General features: G+C 68.3%; 19 protein-coding genes. 11 read left to right on the plus strand and 8 right to left on the minus strand.

Going from position 1 to position 17668, the window contains the following annotated elements; all coding sequences use genetic code 11:
- Window positions 1-16: 16 nt before the first annotated feature.
- Both J0A91_RS05970 and J0A91_RS05975 read left to right on the plus strand, forming a co-directional pair.
- Window positions 17-1429 carry a glycoside hydrolase family 43 protein gene (locus J0A91_RS05970; RefSeq protein WP_240502216.1) on the plus strand — a complete coding sequence of 471 codons (1413 nt, stop codon included), beginning with the start codon at window positions 17-19 and terminating at the stop codon, window positions 1427-1429.
- Between the two features lie 109 nt (window positions 1430-1538).
- A complete protein-coding gene (locus J0A91_RS05975) occupies window positions 1539-1811 on the plus strand; it encodes a DUF1488 family protein (protein ID WP_069204144.1) in 273 nt (90 codons plus the stop codon).
- Between the two features lie 35 nt (window positions 1812-1846).
- Here the strand turns inward: J0A91_RS05975 and J0A91_RS05980 are convergent, their stop codons facing one another.
- Window positions 1847-2683, minus strand: a complete 837-nt coding sequence (locus J0A91_RS05980) for an alpha/beta fold hydrolase (RefSeq protein ID WP_069204145.1) — start codon at window positions 2681-2683, stop codon at window positions 1847-1849.
- A gap of 158 nt (window positions 2684-2841) precedes the next feature.
- Here J0A91_RS05980 and J0A91_RS05985 point away from each other — a divergent pair, with 158 nt between their 5' ends.
- From J0A91_RS05985 to J0A91_RS06020, 8 genes are all read left to right on the plus strand, one after another.
- The gene (locus J0A91_RS05985; RefSeq protein WP_169833093.1) at window positions 2842-4365 is read left to right on the plus strand and encodes a sensor histidine kinase; all 1524 of its coding nucleotides are present in this window, start codon (window positions 2842-2844) and stop codon (window positions 4363-4365) included.
- A complete protein-coding gene (locus J0A91_RS05990; protein ID WP_069204147.1) occupies window positions 4362-5003 on the plus strand; it encodes a response regulator transcription factor in 642 nt (213 codons plus the stop codon). Before J0A91_RS05985 ends, J0A91_RS05990 begins: the two co-directional genes overlap by 4 nt.
- A gap of 65 nt (window positions 5004-5068) precedes the next feature.
- Complete coding sequence (locus J0A91_RS05995) at window positions 5069-5254, plus strand: hypothetical protein (RefSeq protein WP_069204148.1); 186 nt, start codon at window positions 5069-5071, stop codon at window positions 5252-5254.
- A gap of 26 nt (window positions 5255-5280) precedes the next feature.
- Window positions 5281-6000, plus strand: a complete 720-nt coding sequence (locus J0A91_RS06000; protein WP_240502217.1) for a response regulator — start codon at window positions 5281-5283, stop codon at window positions 5998-6000.
- Between the two features lie 26 nt (window positions 6001-6026).
- On the plus strand, window positions 6027-7313 hold the full coding sequence (locus J0A91_RS06005; RefSeq protein ID WP_240502218.1) for an ATP-binding protein: 1287 nt from the start codon (window positions 6027-6029) through the stop codon (window positions 7311-7313).
- A 98-nt stretch (window positions 7314-7411) separates the two neighbouring features.
- Window positions 7412-8254, plus strand: coding sequence for a 5-dehydro-4-deoxy-D-glucuronate isomerase (gene kduI, locus J0A91_RS06010; RefSeq protein ID WP_069207080.1), 843 nt, complete (start codon window positions 7412-7414; stop codon window positions 8252-8254).
- Window positions 8251-9021 (plus strand): 2-dehydro-3-deoxy-D-gluconate 5-dehydrogenase KduD, encoded by a 771-nt coding sequence (gene kduD / locus J0A91_RS06015; protein ID WP_069204151.1) that lies wholly within the window; start codon window positions 8251-8253, stop codon window positions 9019-9021. The genes kduI and kduD overlap by 4 nt, the downstream gene beginning before the upstream one ends.
- Before the next feature lie 10 nt (window positions 9022-9031).
- The gene (locus J0A91_RS06020; RefSeq protein ID WP_069204152.1) at window positions 9032-10045 is read left to right on the plus strand and encodes a sugar kinase; all 1014 of its coding nucleotides are present in this window, start codon (window positions 9032-9034) and stop codon (window positions 10043-10045) included.
- A 102-nt stretch (window positions 10046-10147) separates the two neighbouring features.
- On the opposite strand, the gene J0A91_RS06025 is transcribed toward J0A91_RS06020, so the two are convergent.
- From J0A91_RS06025 to J0A91_RS06055, 7 genes are read right to left on the minus strand one after another with little or no spacing between them, the layout of a single operon-like run.
- On the minus strand, window positions 10148-10753 hold the full coding sequence (locus tag J0A91_RS06025; RefSeq protein WP_069204153.1) for a LutC/YkgG family protein: 606 nt from the start codon (window positions 10751-10753) through the stop codon (window positions 10148-10150).
- Window positions 10750-12141, minus strand: coding sequence for a lactate utilization protein B (locus J0A91_RS06030; RefSeq protein ID WP_069204154.1), 1392 nt, complete (start codon window positions 12139-12141; stop codon window positions 10750-10752). The genes J0A91_RS06025 and J0A91_RS06030 overlap by 4 nt, the downstream gene beginning before the upstream one ends.
- Window positions 12138-12905 carry a (Fe-S)-binding protein gene (locus J0A91_RS06035; RefSeq protein WP_069204155.1) on the minus strand — a complete coding sequence of 256 codons (768 nt, stop codon included), beginning with the start codon at window positions 12903-12905 and terminating at the stop codon, window positions 12138-12140. The genes J0A91_RS06030 and J0A91_RS06035 overlap by 4 nt, the downstream gene beginning before the upstream one ends.
- Window positions 12902-13873 (minus strand): alpha/beta hydrolase, encoded by a 972-nt coding sequence (locus J0A91_RS06040; protein WP_069207081.1) that lies wholly within the window; start codon window positions 13871-13873, stop codon window positions 12902-12904. Before J0A91_RS06040 ends, J0A91_RS06035 begins: the two co-directional genes overlap by 4 nt.
- On the minus strand, window positions 13870-14667 hold the full coding sequence (locus tag J0A91_RS06045) for a rhamnogalacturonan acetylesterase (RefSeq protein ID WP_069204156.1): 798 nt from the start codon (window positions 14665-14667) through the stop codon (window positions 13870-13872). The genes J0A91_RS06040 and J0A91_RS06045 overlap by 4 nt, the downstream gene beginning before the upstream one ends.
- Entirely contained in the window at window positions 14664-15428 is a 765-nt protein-coding gene (locus tag J0A91_RS06050; RefSeq protein WP_069204157.1) for an L-rhamnose 1-dehydrogenase Lra1, read from the minus strand. Before J0A91_RS06050 ends, J0A91_RS06045 begins: the two co-directional genes overlap by 4 nt.
- Before the next feature lie 23 nt (window positions 15429-15451).
- Window positions 15452-16276, minus strand: coding sequence for an IclR family transcriptional regulator (locus tag J0A91_RS06055; protein WP_069204158.1), 825 nt, complete (start codon window positions 16274-16276; stop codon window positions 15452-15454).
- Window positions 16277-16453: 177 nt separating this feature from the next.
- Between J0A91_RS06055 and rhmD the strand changes: the two genes are divergently transcribed.
- A complete protein-coding gene (rhmD, locus tag J0A91_RS06060; RefSeq protein WP_206364995.1) occupies window positions 16454-17647 on the plus strand; it encodes an L-rhamnonate dehydratase in 1194 nt (397 codons plus the stop codon).
- Window positions 17648-17668 lie beyond the last annotated feature (21 nt).

Genomic DNA, 17668 nt, shown 5'->3' on the forward strand with positions numbered 1-17668 from the left:
ACCGGGGGACAAGACCTTGCGAATCCGATCCATGCTCACCGGGCTGTGCGCGCTGCTGGCAACCGCGCTGTTTCCCGCGCCGGTCAGCGCCGACAATCCGATCATCCAGACGCTGTTCACCGCCGATCCGGCGCCGCTCGTTCACAATGGCACGGTCTATCTCTACACCAGCCATGACGAGGAGGAGGCGCGCAACTTCGTGATGCGCGACTGGCGGCTGTATACCTCGACCGACATGGTCAACTGGACCGACCACGGCGCGGTCGCCTCGCTCAAGACCTTCCCGTGGGCGCGGCAGGACAATGACGCGTGGGCGCCGCAGGTGATCGAACGCGGTGGCAAATTCTACATGTACGTGCCGATCAGCGTGGCGGGATCGCCCAAGAACGTCCTCGCGGTGGCGGTGGCGGACACGCCCTACGGGCCGTTCAAGGATGCGCTCGGCCATCCGCTGATCGCGCCCGCCCGCGACAATATCGATCCCACCGTGGCGATCGACGGCGACGGTCAGGCCTATCTCTACTGGGGCAACCCCGATCTGTGGCGGGTCAAGCTCAACCCCGACATGATCTCCACCGCGGGGCCGATCGTGAAGATGCCGCGCCTGACCGACTATCAGGAAGGGCCGTGGTTCTACCGGCGCGCCGGCCATTATTACATGGCGTTCGCCTCGACCTGCTGCCCCGAGGGCATCGGCTACGCGATGAGCGACCATGCGACCGGGCCGTGGCAGTACAAGGGTTCGATCATGGACCACGACAAGCGATCGTCGGGCAACCATCCGGGCATCATCGACTATAAAGGCCACAGCTACGTCTTCGGCTTCAACTATCGCTTCAACGACGCGCAGACGCGCGAGCATCGCGAGCGCCGTTCGGTGACGGTCACCGAATTCCACTACAATAAGGACGGCACGATCCCGATGCAGCCGTGGTGGGATACGGTCGGTGTGAAACAGCTCGGCACGATCGATCCGTTCCGCCGCGTCGAAGCCGAGACGATCGCCTGGACTTCGGCCTCGGACACGTCGGCGAGCGGCGCGCACAACTGGGCGCCGGGCGTGCGGACGGCGAAGGGCGCTGCGGGGATGTACGTGACGCATGTGCTCGACGGCGGCTACATCATCGTGCGCGGGGTCGATTTCGGCACCGGCGCTGGCAAGAGCTTCGACGCCACGATCGCGGCGGCCACCGGCGGCGGCGCGATCGACCTTCGCCTCGACAGCCTGACCGGCCCGCGCGTCGCGACGCTGGCGGTGCCGGCGACCGGCGGGCCGGAGACGTGGCGCACCGAAACGACGCCGCTCGCCCGCACGCGCGGCGTCCATGATGTCTTCCTCGTGTTCCACGGCAAACCGGGCGAGCCGCTGTTCAACTTCGACGCGTGGCAGATCGGCACCGCGCGCGGCAAACCCCGCGCCTCGCGCTGACCCGAAGCGGCTTTTGTCCGGGTTTTAAGGAACGCGGCTTCACGCGCGGCGTTGACGGGCGCGTTTGCTTCTCCGATGCGTCGGGAGGACAAGAACCGAAGGAGATTACATGGCTGCCGACAAGATGGAGATCGATCTGGCGAGTGCGCTCGACAATGTGGAGGACCATGTCGTCGAATTCACCGCCGAGGTTGACGGTGACGAATATGAATTCGTGGTCCAGTACGCCGTGCTCGAAGCGCTGAGCGGCGACGCGCCCGAGGATGACGCGATCGATATGTTCAACCGCTTCAGCGATACGATCGCAGAGGCCGGACTGGTCGCGCTGGCGCGGGGCAACGCCTCGAACGTGATCGTCATCAGCGAGAACGATCTCGAATAAGGGCGGCGGGGCAGGCACCCCGCCGCCCCGCTTGCTCACTTCTGGACGAACGCCAGCAGATCGGCGTTCAGAACCTCGGCGTGCGTCGTCAGCATGCCGTGGGGGAAGCCCGGATAGATTTTGAGCTCGGCGTTCGCCAGCAGCTTGGCCTGGAGCAGCGACGCGTCCTTATAGGGCACGATCTGGTCATCATCGCCCTGGAGCACCAGCACCGGCACGGTGATCGCCTTGAGATCCTCGGTCTGGTCGGTTTCCGAGAACGCCTTGATGCCCTCGTAATGCGCGAGCGCGCTGCCGACCATGCTCTGGCGCCACCAGTTGCGAATCACGCCTTCGGACACCGCAGCGCCATCGCGGTTGAAGCCGTAGAACGGCCCAGAGGCGACATCGAGGAAGAATTGCGCGCGGTTGGCGGCGAGCGCCGCGCGGAAACTGTCGAACACCGCGATCGGCGTGCCGCCCGGGTTGGCGTCGGTTTGCACCATCAGCGGCGGCACGGAACTCACCAGCACCGCCTTGGCAACGCGGCCCTGCGGCTGGCCGAACTGCGCGACATAGCGTGCGACTTCGCCGCCGCCGGTCGAATGGCCGATATGGACCGCGTTCTTGAGGTCGAGATGCTCGGCGACGGCTGAGGCGTCGGCGGCATAATGGTCCATGTCGTGGCCGATGCTGGTCTGCGACGAGCGGCCATGCCCGCGCCGATCGCTCGCGACGACGCGGTAGCCGTGGCCGAGGAAGAACAGCATCTGCGTGTCCCAATCGTCCGACGACAGCGGCCAGCCGTGGTGGAACACGATCGGCTGGGCGTCTTTCGGACCCCAATCCTTGTAGAAGATTTCGGTGCCGTCTGCGGTGGTCACATAAGCCATATTGTCCTCCATCGGGTGGACGCCGGCGCAGCGCCGGTCCGTCTGCGGCGAATATTGGCGAACACCGCCGCGAGCGCTACCATACGCAGGTTTGGGGTGCGTCTCGACCCCGTTTCCCGCGTACGGGGGCGGTGCGGGCAAACGGGCGGGAGGCGATGATGCGTGGCGATGCCAAGGCGAGACGGCTGGCGGGGCGGTTGCGGGTGGCGGTGGCGCTGTCGCTCGCGCTCGGCATCTTCGCGCTCGACGCGCTCAGCCCGCTGCAAGGCGCGGTCGCCGTGCTCTATACGACGGTGGTGTTGCTCGCCGCGCGCGGAGGCGAGCGCGCGCCGGTGATCGCCGCCGGCGTGATCTGCGCGGCGCTGGCGGCGGCGGGTTATGCGCTCGGCCATTGGGGCGCGCCGCTCGGCTCGCCGGCGATCCGGCTGGGGGTGAGCCTGCTCGCGATCGCGATCACCACGATCCTGTCGGCGCGGCACCAGACCGCGATGGCGGCGCGGCGCCAGTCGGACCAGCGCTACCGCACGATCTTCAACGCGGTCGGCTTTCCGATCTGGGAATCGGACTGGTCGCCCGCGTATGCGATGCTGCGCGACGTCGCCGCGCCCGATGCGGAGCTTGTCCGCCGCGCCGCCGAAACCGCGTACATCCGCACCGGCAATCTCGCCGCGGCGCGGCTGTTCGGCTTCGACACGCGCGATGCGCTCGCCGGGCGCAACATCATCGGCCACCACACGCCCGCGTCGCAGGCGATGTTCCAGCGCTTCTTCCTCGCGCTCAAGCAGGGCGCGACCGAGATCGAGGAGGAGGTGCAGCTCCGCACGCAGACCGGCGATACGGTCGATGTCGTGCTGCGAATCACGCTGCCGCCCGAGCATGATGGCTGGCGGCAGGTGCTGGTGATGGCGCTCGACGTGACCGAGCGCAATCGCACGCAGGCGCGGCTCGCCCAGTCGCAGGCCGAGCTCGCGCACATGTCGCGCGTCACCACGCTCGGGCAGCTCGCCGCGTCGATCGCGCATGAGGTCAACCAGCCGCTGTCGGCGATCATCACCTATGCCAAATCGGGCCGGCGCTGGCTGGCGCGCGAGGCGCCCGACGCGGTCGAGGTCGGCGATTGTCTCGACCATATCGCCAGCAACGGCACCCGCGCCGCCGAGGTGATCGCGCGCATCCGCGATCTCGCGCGCAAGAGCGACCCCAAGCAGGAGCCGATCGACCTCGCCGCGCTGATCGCGGAAACCGCCGAACTGCTCGCGCGCGATCTCAATGGTCATGCGGTGGCGGTGCGGCTCGACGTGGAAAGCGATCTGCCGCCGGTTGCGGGCGACCGCGTTCAGCTTCAACAGGTGCTGATGAACCTGATGCTCAACGCCAGCCAGGCAATGGCCGACACACCCGCCGAGCGCCGTCAATTGTGCGTTGCGGCGTACCGCGACGGCACGGCGGTGACGATCGACGTGCAGGATTGTGGCCCGGGTATCGCCGGCATCGCGCCCGAACGGCTGTTCAGCCCGTTCTTCACCACCAAGGCGGACGGGATGGGCATGGGCCTGTCGATCTGCCGCGCGATCGTCGAGCAGCATCGCGGCACGCTCACCGCCGCCGAGCGCATCGAAGGCGGCGCGACGTTCCGCTTCCGCCTGCCGACCGACACCACGTTCGAGGAGATCGCCGCATGACTGTTCCCGCCGGCTGTGCCTGCATCATCGACGACGATGCCGAAGTGCGCGGTTCGATCGGCAGCCTGCTGCGATCGAGCGGGTTCGACGTGGCGCTGTACGAGAGCACGCAGGCGTTCCTTGCCGCGGGCGTGCCGCCGGTCGCGGCGTGTCTGGTGCTCGATGTGCGCCTGCCCGGCGAGAACGGTCTCGATTTCCAGGAAAGCCTCGCCGCGCGCGGCATCGCTCTGCCGGTCATCCTCATCACCGGGCACGGCGACATTCCGATGAGCGTGCGCGCGATGAAGGCCGGCGCGATCGATTTCCTCCCCAAGCCGTTCAGCGACGAACAGATGCTGGCGGCGGTCGAGACCGCGATCAGCGCAGACCGCGCGCGCCGCGATGCCGCCGCCGGCGATGCCACGCTGCGCGATGCCTATGCCCGCCTCACCCCGCGCGAGCGCGAGGTGATGGGGCTGGTCGTCACCGGGCTGATGAACAAGCAGGTCGCGGCGCGGCTCGAGCTGTCGGAGATCACCGTCAAGATCCACCGTGGCAACGTCATGCGCAAGATGGCGGCGCAGTCGCTCGCCGATCTCGTCCGCATGGCGGAGGTGCTCGGCGTGCGCGACGACACCATCCACCGCTTCTCGGTCTGAGCCAGGCCACGCGGAAATTCTGGCGAAACATCGCGGCACCACCACCCGCCCCGGAGGTGTTGCTTATGTCCGAACCCAGTTTTCGCCACTTCTGCCGCCGCGCGTTGCAGGAACAGGTCGCCGCCATCAACGCGACCTGCGAGGCGGCGGCGGACGCGCATCGCCGGCTGTCCACGCTCCATGCCGAAATGGCGCGCGCCGTCGCCTGCCGGCCGCGCCGCGCGCGCCGTTTGATCGCGGTGGCGGCGTGATGCTATCGGTGCGCGATGAGGATGCCGTGACCGCCGACACCGCGCCGGCCGAGGCCGAAACGCATATCGTCGTCGTCGATGACGATCGCGAAATCCGCACCTTGCTGTGGGAGAGCCTCGTCGAGCACGGCTTCACCGTCAGCATGGCTTCGGACACGCGCCAGCTCGATTCCCTCATGCGGATCGCGCCGGTCGATCTCGTCATCCTCGACATCATGATGCCCGGCGAGGACGGCATCGCCGCGTGCCGGCGGCTGCGGCGCGCGGGCGGTCCGCCGGTGATCCTGCTCAGCGCGCGCGGCAGCGAGAACGACCGAATCCTCGGGCTGGAGACCGGCGCGAGCCATTATCTGCCCAAGCCGTGCAGCGCGCGCGAGGTGCTCGCCACCGTCCGCGCCGCGCTGCGCACGCACCATGATGCCAGCGCGCGCGAGGCGGCGCTGGTCTTCTCGGGCTGGCGGATGGACCTGAGCGCGTGGGAGCTGACCGACCCCGACGGCGTCCTCGTCGATCTCACCGACGGCGAGTTCGCGGTGCTTCGCCTGTTCGTCGAGCGTCCGCGCCGCGTGCTGTCGCGCGAGCAATTGCTCGAAGGCGCGCGCGGCCCCGATTCGGACGCGTTCGACCGCGCGATCGACGTCCAGATCAGCCGCCTGCGCCGCAAGTTGCGCGCGCCCGGCGACGAGATGATCCGCACCGTCCGCAACGAAGGCTATATGTTCGTGCCTGCCGTCACGCGCCGATGACATTGGGGCGCGGCGCGAGTTGGGGGATGCTGACGCGCGTGCTGGCGGTGCTGCTGGCGGCGGTGGTCGCGGTGCAGTTCGCCAATTTCGCGCTGCTGCAATTCGTGCCGCTGCCGCGCCCGGCGCTGTTCACGGTCGCGCAGGTCGCCGCCGCGCTGCATGGCGGGGAGGCCGCGCCGGGTGCGTTTCACTTCAAGGTGACCGGCGAGCCCGAGCCGACCCGGCCCGGCCGCGCGACGTGGCTGGCGGCGGCGCTGGCGCGCGATCTCGGCGTGCCGCGTGATGCGGTGCGGCTCGCCTTCACCGATCCGCCGATGTTCCGCCACGGGCCGCCCGAGGGTGCGGCGCGGCCGCGCGACGCCGGCGAGAATCGCGATGCGGTGCTGGTCGGAGAGTTCAGCGCGGCGTTTCGCCGGCCCGACGGACGCTGGCTGGCGGTGGCGCCGGTGCGCAGCGGCGTCGATGCGTGGCGGATTCGGTTGCTGTTGTTCCTGTTCGCCTCGCTCGTCACGGTGGCGCCGTTCGCGTGGCTGCTCGCGCGCTGGGTGACTCGGCCGGTCGCCGTGTTCGCCAATGCCGCCGAGCGGATCGGCCGCGATCCGCACACCGCGCCGCTCGCCGTCTATGGGCCGGCCGAGATCGCCCATGCCGCGCGCGCGATGAACGAGATGCAGACCCGGCTCAACCGCTACGTCGACGATCGCACCGTGATGATCGGCGCGATCGCGCACGATCTGCGCACGCCGCTGATGCGGCTCGCGCTTCGGCTCGAACACGCGCCCGAGGCGCTTCGGCGCGGTGTCGAGCGCGATGTCGCCGACATGCAGGCGATGATCGCGGCAACCACCGATTATGTGCGCGGCGCGACCGGGCCGAGCACGCGCCGCCGCCTCGAACTGCGCGCGCTCGCCGAAAGCGCGGTCGATGGCCTGCTCGACCGTGGTGCGCAGGTGCTGCTGCTGCCGGGCGACCCGGTCGTCGTCGAGGGCGATCCGGTCGCGCTGCGCGCGGTGCTCGACAATCTGCTGACCAACGCGCTGCGCTACGCGGGTGACGCCGAGGTTTCGATCGCGCGCGATCGCGACGTGGCGATCATCGCCGTGCGCGACCACGGGCCGGGCTTGCCCGACGCCGATCTCGACCGCGTGTTCGACCCGTTCTTCCGCAGCGAACACTCGCGCAACAAGGAGACCGGCGGGATCGGACTGGGGCTCGCCAGCGTCCGCGCCGTCGTCCAGCTCCACGGCGGCACCGCGCGGATGCGCAACCATCCCGATGGCGGATTGCTCGCACAGGTCGAACTGCGGCTCTGAATCACCGCTTCGGCCCACCTTGTGACACCGGTTCCCTATTTGGGTTGGCCCCCCGCATATTTGTCGCTATGCGACGGCAAACGACAGGCGAGGGCGATATGTTCGACAAGACCTTTTACGGCACGCACCCCGACATGATGGAATGCGTCAGCAACGACGAATTGCGCGACCGCTATCTGATCCAGGATCTGTTCCGCGCCGGCGAATGCGTGCTCAACTACACGCATGCCGAACGTTTCGTGATCGGCGGCGTCGCGGTCGCCTCGGGCACGGTCAAGCTGCCCGACCAGACCGAGCCGCCCTCGGCGGCGGGGCATCCCTTCCTCGAACGCCGCGAACTGGCGATCGTCAACGTCGGCAAGGTCGACGGGATCGTCACCGTCGATGGCGAGAGCTTCACGCTCGGCAACAAGGATTGCCTCTACGTCACGATGGGCGCGAAGGACGTGCAATTCTCGGGCGACGGCGCGCGTTTCTACCTCGCCTCGTGCCCGGCGCATAAGGCTTTCACCACGCGCAAACTGTCGATCGCGGACGCGAACGCGCTCGAACGCGGCAGCCTTGCCGAATCGAACGAGCGCACCATCTTCCAGCTCGTCATTCCCGGCGTGTGCGACAGTGCGCAACTCGTGATGGGGCTGACCGTGCTCAAGCCCGGCAGCGTGTGGAACACGATGCCGCCGCACATCCATGAGCGCCGCAGCGAAATCTATTTCTACTTCGAGCTCGACGATCTCGACAAGGATCGCGTGATGCACTTCATGGGCGAGGGCGAGGCGACCCGCCACATCGTGATGCAGAACGAGGAAGCGGTGATCTCGCCGCCGTGGTCGATCCACATGGGCGCGGGCACCAAGGCCTATGCGTTCATCTGGGCGATGGCGGGCGAGAATCAGGATTATACCGACATGAACGTCCTCGACATCTGCCAGCTGGCATGAGCGGAATGTTCGATCTCACCGGCAAGGTCGCGGTCGTCACCGGCGCCAACACCGGCATCGGCCAGGCGATCGCGCTCGCGCTGGCGGAGGCTGGCGCGGACATCGCCGCGGTCGGCCGCTCGCCGTGCGACGATACGGTGGCTGCGGTGCAGGCGCTCGGTCACAAGGCGGTGTTTATCGCCGCCGATCTGTCGAGCATCGCGCCCGTCGGCGACATTGTCGAACAGACGGTGGCGGGCTTCGGCGGGTTCGACATCCTCGTCAACAACGCCGGCATCATCCGCCGCGCCGATTCGGTCGACTTCACCGAAGCCGATTGGGACGCGGTGATCGACACCAACCTCAAATCGGTGTTCTTCCTGTGCCAGGCGGCGGGCAGGCACATGATTGCGGCCCATGAACACGGAAGGGGCCGGGGCAAGATCATCAACATCGCCTCAATGCTGACCTTCCAGGGTGGCATCCGCGTGCCGAGCTATACCGCGTCCAAATCGGGAGTCGGCGGGCTGACCAAATTGCTCGCCAACGAATGGTCGGCGAAGGGGATCAACGTCAACGCGATCGCGCCGGGCTATATCGCGACCAACAACACCACCGCGCTTCGCGACGACGAGGACCGCAACGCCGCGATCCTCGCGCGCGTCCCGGCGGCGCGCTGGGGCAAGCCGTCCGATCTCGGCGGCGCGGCGGTGTTCCTGGCATCGTCGGCATCGGATTATGTCGATGGCCATATCCTCGCGGTCGACGGCGGCTGGCTGGCGCGCTAGGCAGACGGCCATGCGACCCACGATAGCGTTTTTCGGCGAACTGCTCGTCCGCCTCTCCCCGCCCGACAAACTGCTGCTGCGCAGCGCGCGCACGCTCGATCTCGCGGTCGGCGGCGCCGAGGCGAACGTCGCGATCGGGCTGGCCAGCCTCGGCCACACCACGCGCATGATCAGCCGGCTGCCCGCCAATCCGCTCGGTGACATGGCGCGCTCTGTGCTGATGGGCGCCGGGGTCGATTGCACGCATGTCGTTCAGGCCGAGGGGCGGATGGGGCTGTACTTCCTGACCCCCGGCGCCGGCCTTCGCGCGTCCGAAGTCGTGTACGATCGCGCCGGCAGCGTGTTCGCGCGCGCGACCGAGGCGGATTTCGACTGGGACACGGTGTTCGCCGGCGCGACTCACCTGCTGATGTCGGGCATCACTCCAGCGCTCGGACCGGATTCGTCGCGGCTCGCCATCGCGGCGGCGCGCGCGGCGAAGGACCGTGGCCTCACCCTGATCTTCGACGGCAATTACCGCGCGCTGCTGTGGCAAGCGTGGGACAGCGATCCGCGTGGCGTGCTGTGCGAACTGGTGGGGCTGGCCGACATGATGTTCGGCAACCACCGCGACATCGCGCTGCTGCTCGCCACCAGCTTCGCCAGCGACGGCGAGGACCGGCGGCGCGAGGCGGCGGCGGCGCTGTTCGCGGCGTTCCCCAACCTAAAGCATCTCGCCTCGACCGCACGCCATGTCGAAGCCGCCGACCGCCATTTGCTCTCGGCGCGCGTCGAGACGCCCGACGCGGTCGCGCAGACCGAGGAGATCGCGGTCTCGGGCATCGTCGACCGGATCGGCGCGGGCGACGCATTCGCGGCGGGCGTGCTGCATGGTTTGCTGCGCAATCCCGACGATATCGACGGCGCGGCGGAATCGGGGCTGGCGCTGACCGCGCTCAAACACTCGCTCCCCGGCGATGCGAGCCTGTTCGGGCAAGGCGATATCGACGCGTTCCTGTCGGGGCAGTTCGACGTAAGGCGGTAAGCTCCGAACTCCCACCCCGTTCGTGCTGAGCGTGTCGAAGCACGTGTGCGAGCGCCTCCGGTGCCACACGTCCTTCGACACGCTCAGGGCGAACGGGGTGGTTCAGATTTCGCCGACCAGCAACACATGCAGGAAGCGCGGCCCATGCGCGCCGCGAATATACTGCCCTTCGATATCGGTCGTCCCGCTCACGCCCGTCACCCAATAATGCGCGCGCGGCTGCGGACCCGGCAGCGCGGCGTCCTCGAGATGCGCGACGATCGCGGCTTCGGGGAGCAACACGATATGGTGCAGGCCGAGGAAATTGGGCAGCATCGGCGCGTGCGGCCCGGTTTCGAACACCAGGGAGCCGGTCTCGGCGATGCCGAGCCGTGCCCATGCGATCACCGCCGGCTCGTCGGGCGTGATCGCCGGGCTGAGCGCGAACCCGGACCAGTCGGCGGCGAGGCGCGGATCGTCTGGCAGGAACACCGCTGGCGGCAGACCCTGTTCGGCGAGGTAATGCGCGACCGCCACCGGTGCCTCGGCCACCGTGCCGATCCGCTCATAGGTCGCGCCGCTCGCCGGCAGCGCCAGTGCGGTGAGGAACGTGGCGACGCGATCCTCCGCCACCGCCGGCCGTACCGGATCGGCGAGCAAAGCCTCGGCCGCGCCCGGCGGCGGCGCGGCGGTGCCGAGCTTGTCGAGAATCGCCGCGCGCGCGCTCATCGCTCGCCCCGCGCGTAGCGGCGCATGAAGCTCTCTGCGTCGGGTGCGGGCAGGTCGCGGTGTGCGGTCCAGCCGCCCGCCAGCGGCAGCGCCGTGATCCAGCCGCGCCCGAAGCGCCGCATGGCGAAGATCGCCGCGCGCACCGCCAGCCGGTACAGGCGCGGTCGCTGCGCCACCCACGCCCACGCGGCGATGCCCTGCCGCATCGTTGCCGGCTCCAGCCCCTCGCGCCAGCTCTTCTCGCGCCAGCCGCGCAGCAAGGTCGGCAGCGGGATCTTGACCGGGCACACCTCCTGGCACTTGCCGTTGAGCGTGCAGGCGTTGGGCAGGTCACGGCTCGCCGCGAGCCCGTCGAGCGCCGGCGTCAGCACCGCGCCCATCGGCCCCGGATAGGTGCCGCCATAGGCATGGCCGCCGATCTGGCGGAACACGACGCAATGGTTCATGCACGCGCCGCAGCGGATGCAGCGCAGCATCTCGGCCAGCCCGTCGTCGCGCATCGCGCTGCGGCCATTGTCGATCAGCACGATATGCATCGCGTCCGGTCCGTCGGGGTCGGCGGCGCGTTTGGGGCCGGTGTAGAAGGTGGTGTATTGCGTCAGTGTCGCGCCGGTGGCCGAGCGCGCCAGCAGCCGCAGCATCTGGACCGCATGCCCCATCGAGGGCACCAGCTTCTCGATTCCCGCCGTGACGATATGGACGCGCGGCGGCACCAGCGACAGTTCGGCATTGCCCTCGTTGGTGACGGTGCAGACCGCGCCGCTATCCGCGATGAGGAAGTTCGCGCCCGAAATGCCGACATCGGCGCCGAGCATGCCCTCGCGCAGATGCCGCCGCGCGCTCTCGGCCATCGCCGGAATCGTTTCCTCGCTGTGCGGCAGCGCGTGATGCTGTTTGAACAGCGCCGAGACCTGCGCGCTGGTCTTGTGCATCGCCGGCCAGACGATGTGCGACGGGCGTTCGTCGGCGAGCTGGATGATATGTTCGGCAAGGTCGGTCTCGACCCGGACGATCCCCGCCTCGGCGAGCGCGTGGGGCAGGCCGATCTCCTCGCCCATCATCGATTTCGAGCGCGCGACGGTGCGCGCGCCCGCCGCCTTGCAGATATCGATCACGATCGCGCACGCCTCGTCGGCGGTGCGCGCATAATGGACGTGCGCGCCGGCTGCGGTCGCGGCGGCTTCGAACTGCTCCAGATAAAAGCCGAGATGCGCGACGACGTGATCCTTGATCGCCGCCGCGCGGGTGCGCGCGTCCTCGAACTGCGCGAAGGCGTCGATCGCGGCCGCGCGTTTGGCTTCGGCGGTGCCGGCGGTGCGTTCGACCGCGATTTTCAGGATCGGGTCGGCGAGTGCGGCATCGACGCGCTTTGAGAAAGCGGCGCTCATGTCTCTTCGCCGATCGCCGGGCCGCCGCCCATCCCGGCGATCACCTCGATCGCATGGAACGCGCGTACAGCGGAGCCGTCGCGGTGGAGCTTGCCGGCCATGTTCATCAGGCAGCCGAGGTCGCCGGCGAGCAGCAGGTCCGCCCCGCTCGTGTCGATCGCCGCCGCTTTTTCGGTCGCGATCGCGTTCGAGATCGCCGGATATTTGACGCAGAAGGTGCCGCCGAACCCGCAGCACGTCTCCGCGCCCTTGAGCGGTATGAGCGACAACCCCGCGACATGGTTCAGCAACCGGCGCGGCTGCGCCTTGATGCCGAGTTCGCGAAGCCCCGAGCAGCTATCGTGATAGGTCGCGGTCGCGTCGAGCGCGGTATCGGGCCGCCAGCCGCGCACCTCGTCGAGATAGGCCATGATCTCATAGGTGCGCGCCGCCACCGCCTCGGCACGCGCCAGCCAGGCGGGATCGTGTTCGAACAGTTCGGGATACTGCACCCGGATCGTCGCCGCGCATGATCCCGACGGGACCACGATCGCGTCATGCCCTTCGAGCAGCGCGATCGTACGTTTGGCGATCGCGGTCGCTTCTGCGCGCGCGCCCGAGTTGAGCGCGGGCTGGCCGCAGCAGGTCTGCCCCGCCGGCACGACGACGGTGCAGCCAGCCGCCTCCAGCGCGCGGATCGCCGCGAAGCCGATACGCGGCCGGATCAGATCGACCAGACACGTCACGAACAGCGCGACGCGCGGGGGAGGCGCGGCAGGCGTCACAGCAAGCCGTGGCGCTTGGCGAAGCTCTCGAACAGATCGGGCCAGGGCGAGGCGGTGCCGTCGGGCAGGGTCAGCCCGAAGCCGTGCCCGCCGGTTTCGAAGAGATGCGCCTCGGCCGGGATGCGCGCGGCGCGCAACGACGCCAGCATCATCAGGCTGTTCTCGACCGGTACGGTCTTGTCGTCGATCGCATGCGCGAGGAAGGTCGGCGGCGTGGTCGGCTGGATGTCGTTCTCCAGCGAATAGGCGCGGCGCTTCTCGTCGCTCGCCGCCTCGCCGATCAACTCGACGCGCGAGCCGTTGTGCGCGAGCGGCGCAGTCATGGTGATGACCGGGTAGATCAACGCGGCGGCGCGGGGGCTGAGCGGTTCGCGGTCGATCGCGTCGTTCACCGCTTGCGTCGCGACCGACTGGCGGCTGGTCAGCCAGCCGGCGAGATGCCCGCCCGCCGAAAAGCCGATTACGCCGATCCGGTTCGCGTCATAGCCATAACGCGGCGCCAGCGAGCGCACCGTTCGCAGCGCGCGCTGCGCATCCTGCAACGGCGCCTCCGGCCCAGCCGCCCAGCCGTCCGCCGGCAGCCGGTATAGCAGCGAGAAGCAGGTGAAGCCGGCCTGCGCGAATCGCCGCGAGATGTTGATGCCTTCATGCCCCAGCACGACACGGCGATAGCCGCCGCCGGGGATCATCAGCAGCGCCGCGCCATTGGGCTTGGCCGGGCGAAGCACGGTCAGCGTCGGCGTGGTGATGTGCGCGAAGAACGTGTCATAGGCGTCGCTCTTCGCCGAGCGCGGGCCTTGTTCCTGCGTCACGGTGACATGGTCGCCGCCCGGCACCTTGCCCGGCCATAGCGGCAGCACGGTGAAATCGGACGGCACCGCCGCTGCCGTTTGCGCGCCCTTCGCGGCGGTGGCGGCGAGGCCGAGCGCGGTGCCGCCGGCGATCAGCGTCCTTCGGTCGATCGTCATGAACATCCCCTGTGGCCGAGCGCGGTGGCGCGCGTGAGATCGGGGCGCTCGGCCAGCACATGCCCCGACAGCGGCAGATCGAGCGCCTTCAACGCGCCCGCGACGAGATCGGCGATCCGGCGCGCGCCGAGTTCGCTGAAATGGGTATCGTCGTCGATTCCCTTGGGGAAGCCGGGCACGGTGTTGGCGGGCAGGTGCAGATAATAGCCGCGCGACGCCTGTTCGCCGGTCCGGTCGAGCCAGCCGCGCGAGAGCGTCTCGAGGTCGATCAGCGGCGTCTGCGTGGTGGCGGCGAGATCGCGCATCACCGCCGACCAGTCGGCGAAATTGGCCTTGGCCTTGCCATCCGCGCCGAACATATGCTGCGCGACCGGGGTCACCAGCACCGGAATCGCCCGCGCGCCGCGCACCTGCCAGATGAAGCGAAGCAGATTGTCGCGGTAGGTGGTGGCGGGATCGGCATAGCGTTCGGGCTTGGCCTTATAGGCGTCGTTGTGGCCGAACTGGATCAGCACCACGTCGCCCGGCTGCACCCGCGCCATCAGCCCGTCCCAGCGGCCCTCGGCAATGAAGGTTTTGGTGCTGCGCCCGGCCATCGCGAGATCGACCACTTCGGTGCCCGCGTCGAGCCCGCACGACAGCATCTGCCCCCAGCCGGTCTGCGGGTAGCGGTCCTCGCCGTACACCGACGCGGTCGAATCGCTCGCGATCAGGATCTTGCCGAAGCCCGCCGGCGCGGGCGCCGCGCCGGCCAGCAGCAAAGCGGCGGCAGCGGCGAGGCTGGCGCGGATCATTGCAGGTTCACGAACATGCCGCCATCGACGAGCAAAGCCGCGCCGGTGACATAGGCCGCCATGTCGGAGGCGAGGAAGACGATCGGCCCGACCATGTCCTCGGGCGCGCCGAGCCGGCCGAGCGGCACGCGGCTTTCCATGTACGTCCGCTTGGCGTCGTCGGCGAGATCGTCCTTGTTGATCTCGGTGAGGATCGTGCCGGGCAGCAGCGAGTTGCAGCGGATCTTGTACTTGCCGAGCGCGATCGCGGTCGATTGCATCAGCGAATGCACCCCCGCCTTGGTCGGCGTGTAATGCGTCTGATATTCGCCGCCGACCAAAGCCGAGATCGACGACACCGCGACGATCGCGCCACCGTGCCCTTGCGCGACCATCTGGTTGGCGGCGGCCTGCACCATGAAATAGGCGCCGTGCATGTTGACTCGCATGGTGCGCTCGAACGTCTCGACCGGCATGTCGAGGAAGGCGTGGAACGGGCAGATGCCGGCGTTGTTGACCATCACGTCGACCTTGCCGAACGCTTCGACCGCTTTGGCGACGAAATCCTTGGCGGTGTCCGGCTCGGCCACGTCGCCCTTCACCGCGAGCCCGCGCTGCCCGGTCGCCTCGATCGCGGCGATACAGGCTTCGGCATCCTCGTCGCGGCTGTGGTAGTTGATGACCACGTCGGCGCCGTGCTGCGCCGCGCCGATCGCGGCGGCGCGGCCGATGCCGGTGGAGGCGCCGGTGACGAGAACGGTCTTGCCTTCGAGCAGCTTCACGTGAGCGTTTCCTCTTCTGCGGGTTATCGCCGTGGCCGGCGGGATGGCCGGGCGCCGGGCACCCAGCCGAGATCGGTGCTGATCTGGTCGGCGGTCTCGCGCACCTCGCCGCTGAGCGCCGCCATGCGCGAATCGTCCATATATTGCGCCGCGCTCGACAGGCTGATCGCGGCGATGATCCGGCCCGAGGCGTCGCGCACCGGGGCTGCGACACAGCGGATCAGATCCTCGTTCTCTTCCAGATCATAGGCATGGCCGGCGGCGACATAGCCGCGCATCCGCTCCGCCCAGCCGTCGTAATCGACCACCGGCGCGCCGCGCGCGCGCGACGCTTCGAACAGCGCCGGCCATTCGGCCTCGGGCGTGTCGAGCAGCAGCGCCTTGCCGAGTCCGGTCGAGGACAGCGGGTGGCGGTCGCCGATCCGGCTGGAGATGTCGACGCGGCGCCGGCCGGCAATCTTGTCGAGGTAAAGCGCGAGATCGGTATCGAGCCGGCCGAGATGCACCGTGTCCTCGGTATGTGCGGCGAGCGCCTCCAGCCGCGGGCGCGCGATCCGCACGATATCGGCCTGGCTCTGCGCGAGGAAGCCGAGCTGGAGCAATTTCGGCCCGAGCTGATAGCCCTCGCGCGGCAGGAAGGTGAGGAAGCCGCGGTCGGCGAGCGCGTTGGCGAGCCGGTGCGTGGTCGAGCGCGTCAGCCCCATCGCCGCCGACAGGTCGGCGAGCTTGATCGGCCCGTCGATCACCTTGTCGAGCATGTCGAGACCGCGCAGCAAGGTCTGGCTGCCCTGAATCTTGGTGCGCTCCTCGCCACTCTCCGATTCTTCGTTTGACGCGACTTGTCTCATCAATTAATATCCTATCCCATAAAGTGAGAAAGTAAACAGCAAAGGGAGGATCGGGGCGGCTTTCTTCACGATGACACCGGCGATCCGTCGGATCGTGATCGTATCATCATGTGGAACGATTCCGCGATCTCTTTCACATTCTGAACAGCCGTGCCGCATATCCGGGGAGACGCATCGGTGACGTTGAAGAGCCTGTCGAAGATCAAGCATGTCCGCGCCTTCACGGTGCGCGGCGGCGGCGCCGATTATCACGATCAGGGCGAGGGCCATTGGATCGACAACCACATCGCCACACCGATGAGCCGCTATCCCGAATATCGCCAGAGCCGGCAGAGCTTCGGCATCAACGTGCTCGGCACGCTTGTCGTCGAGATCGAGGCCGAGGACGGCACGATCGGCTTCGCGGTGACGACCGGCGGCGAGCCCGCCTGCTACATCGTCGAGAAGCATCTCGCCCGCTTCCTCGAAGGGCGCAGCCCGCTTGAGTACGAGAAGATCTGGGACCAGATGTACTTCTCGACGCAATATTACGGCCGCAAGGGCCTCGTCATCAACGCGATCTCGGGGGTCGATCTCGCTCTGTGGGATCTGCTCGGCAAGCTCCGGCAGGAGCCGGTCTACCACATGCTCGGCGGCGCGGTGCGCGACGAACTGCAATTCTACGCGACCGGCGCGCGCCCCGACATCGCCAAGGAGCTCGGCTTCATCGGCGGCAAGATGGCGCTCCATCATGGCCCGGCGGAGGGCGTCGAGGGCCTCAAGAAGAACATCGCCGAGCTCGCCGAGATGCGTGAGCGCGTCGGGCCGGACTTCTGGCTGATGTGGGATTGCTGGATGGCGCTCGACGTCGACTATGCCACCCGGCTCGCCATCGCCGCGCACGAATACGGCCTCAAGTGGATCGAGGAGGCGATCAGCCCGGACGATTATTGGGGCTATGCCGAGCTGCGCCGCAACGTGCCCAGGGGCATGCTGGTGACGACCGGCGAGCATGAGGCGACTCGCTGGGGGTTCCGCATGTTGCTCGACATGGAGTGCTGCGACATCATCCAGCCCGACGTGGGCTGGTGCGGCGGCATCACCGAATTGCTCAAGATTTCGGCGCTCGCCGATGCCAAGGGCAAGATGGTCGTGCCGCACGGCTCGTCGGTCTACAGCTATCACTTCGTCATCACCCGCCACAACTCGCCCTTCGCCGAGTTCCTGATGATGCACCCCGGCCCGACCGAAGTGGTGCCGATGTTCGCGCCGCAACTGCTCGGCGAGCCGGTGCCGGTCAACGGCCGCCTCAAGGCGAGCGCGCTCGATGCGCCCGGCTTCGGCGTCACCTTCAATCCCGATGTGGCGACTCACCGTCCCTACACCCACTGATCCCCAAACAGAGCGAGACCC

This window comes from Sphingomonas panacis, from assembly GCF_001717955.1.
GTDB lineage: Bacteria > Pseudomonadota > Alphaproteobacteria > Sphingomonadales > Sphingomonadaceae > Sphingomonas > Sphingomonas panacis.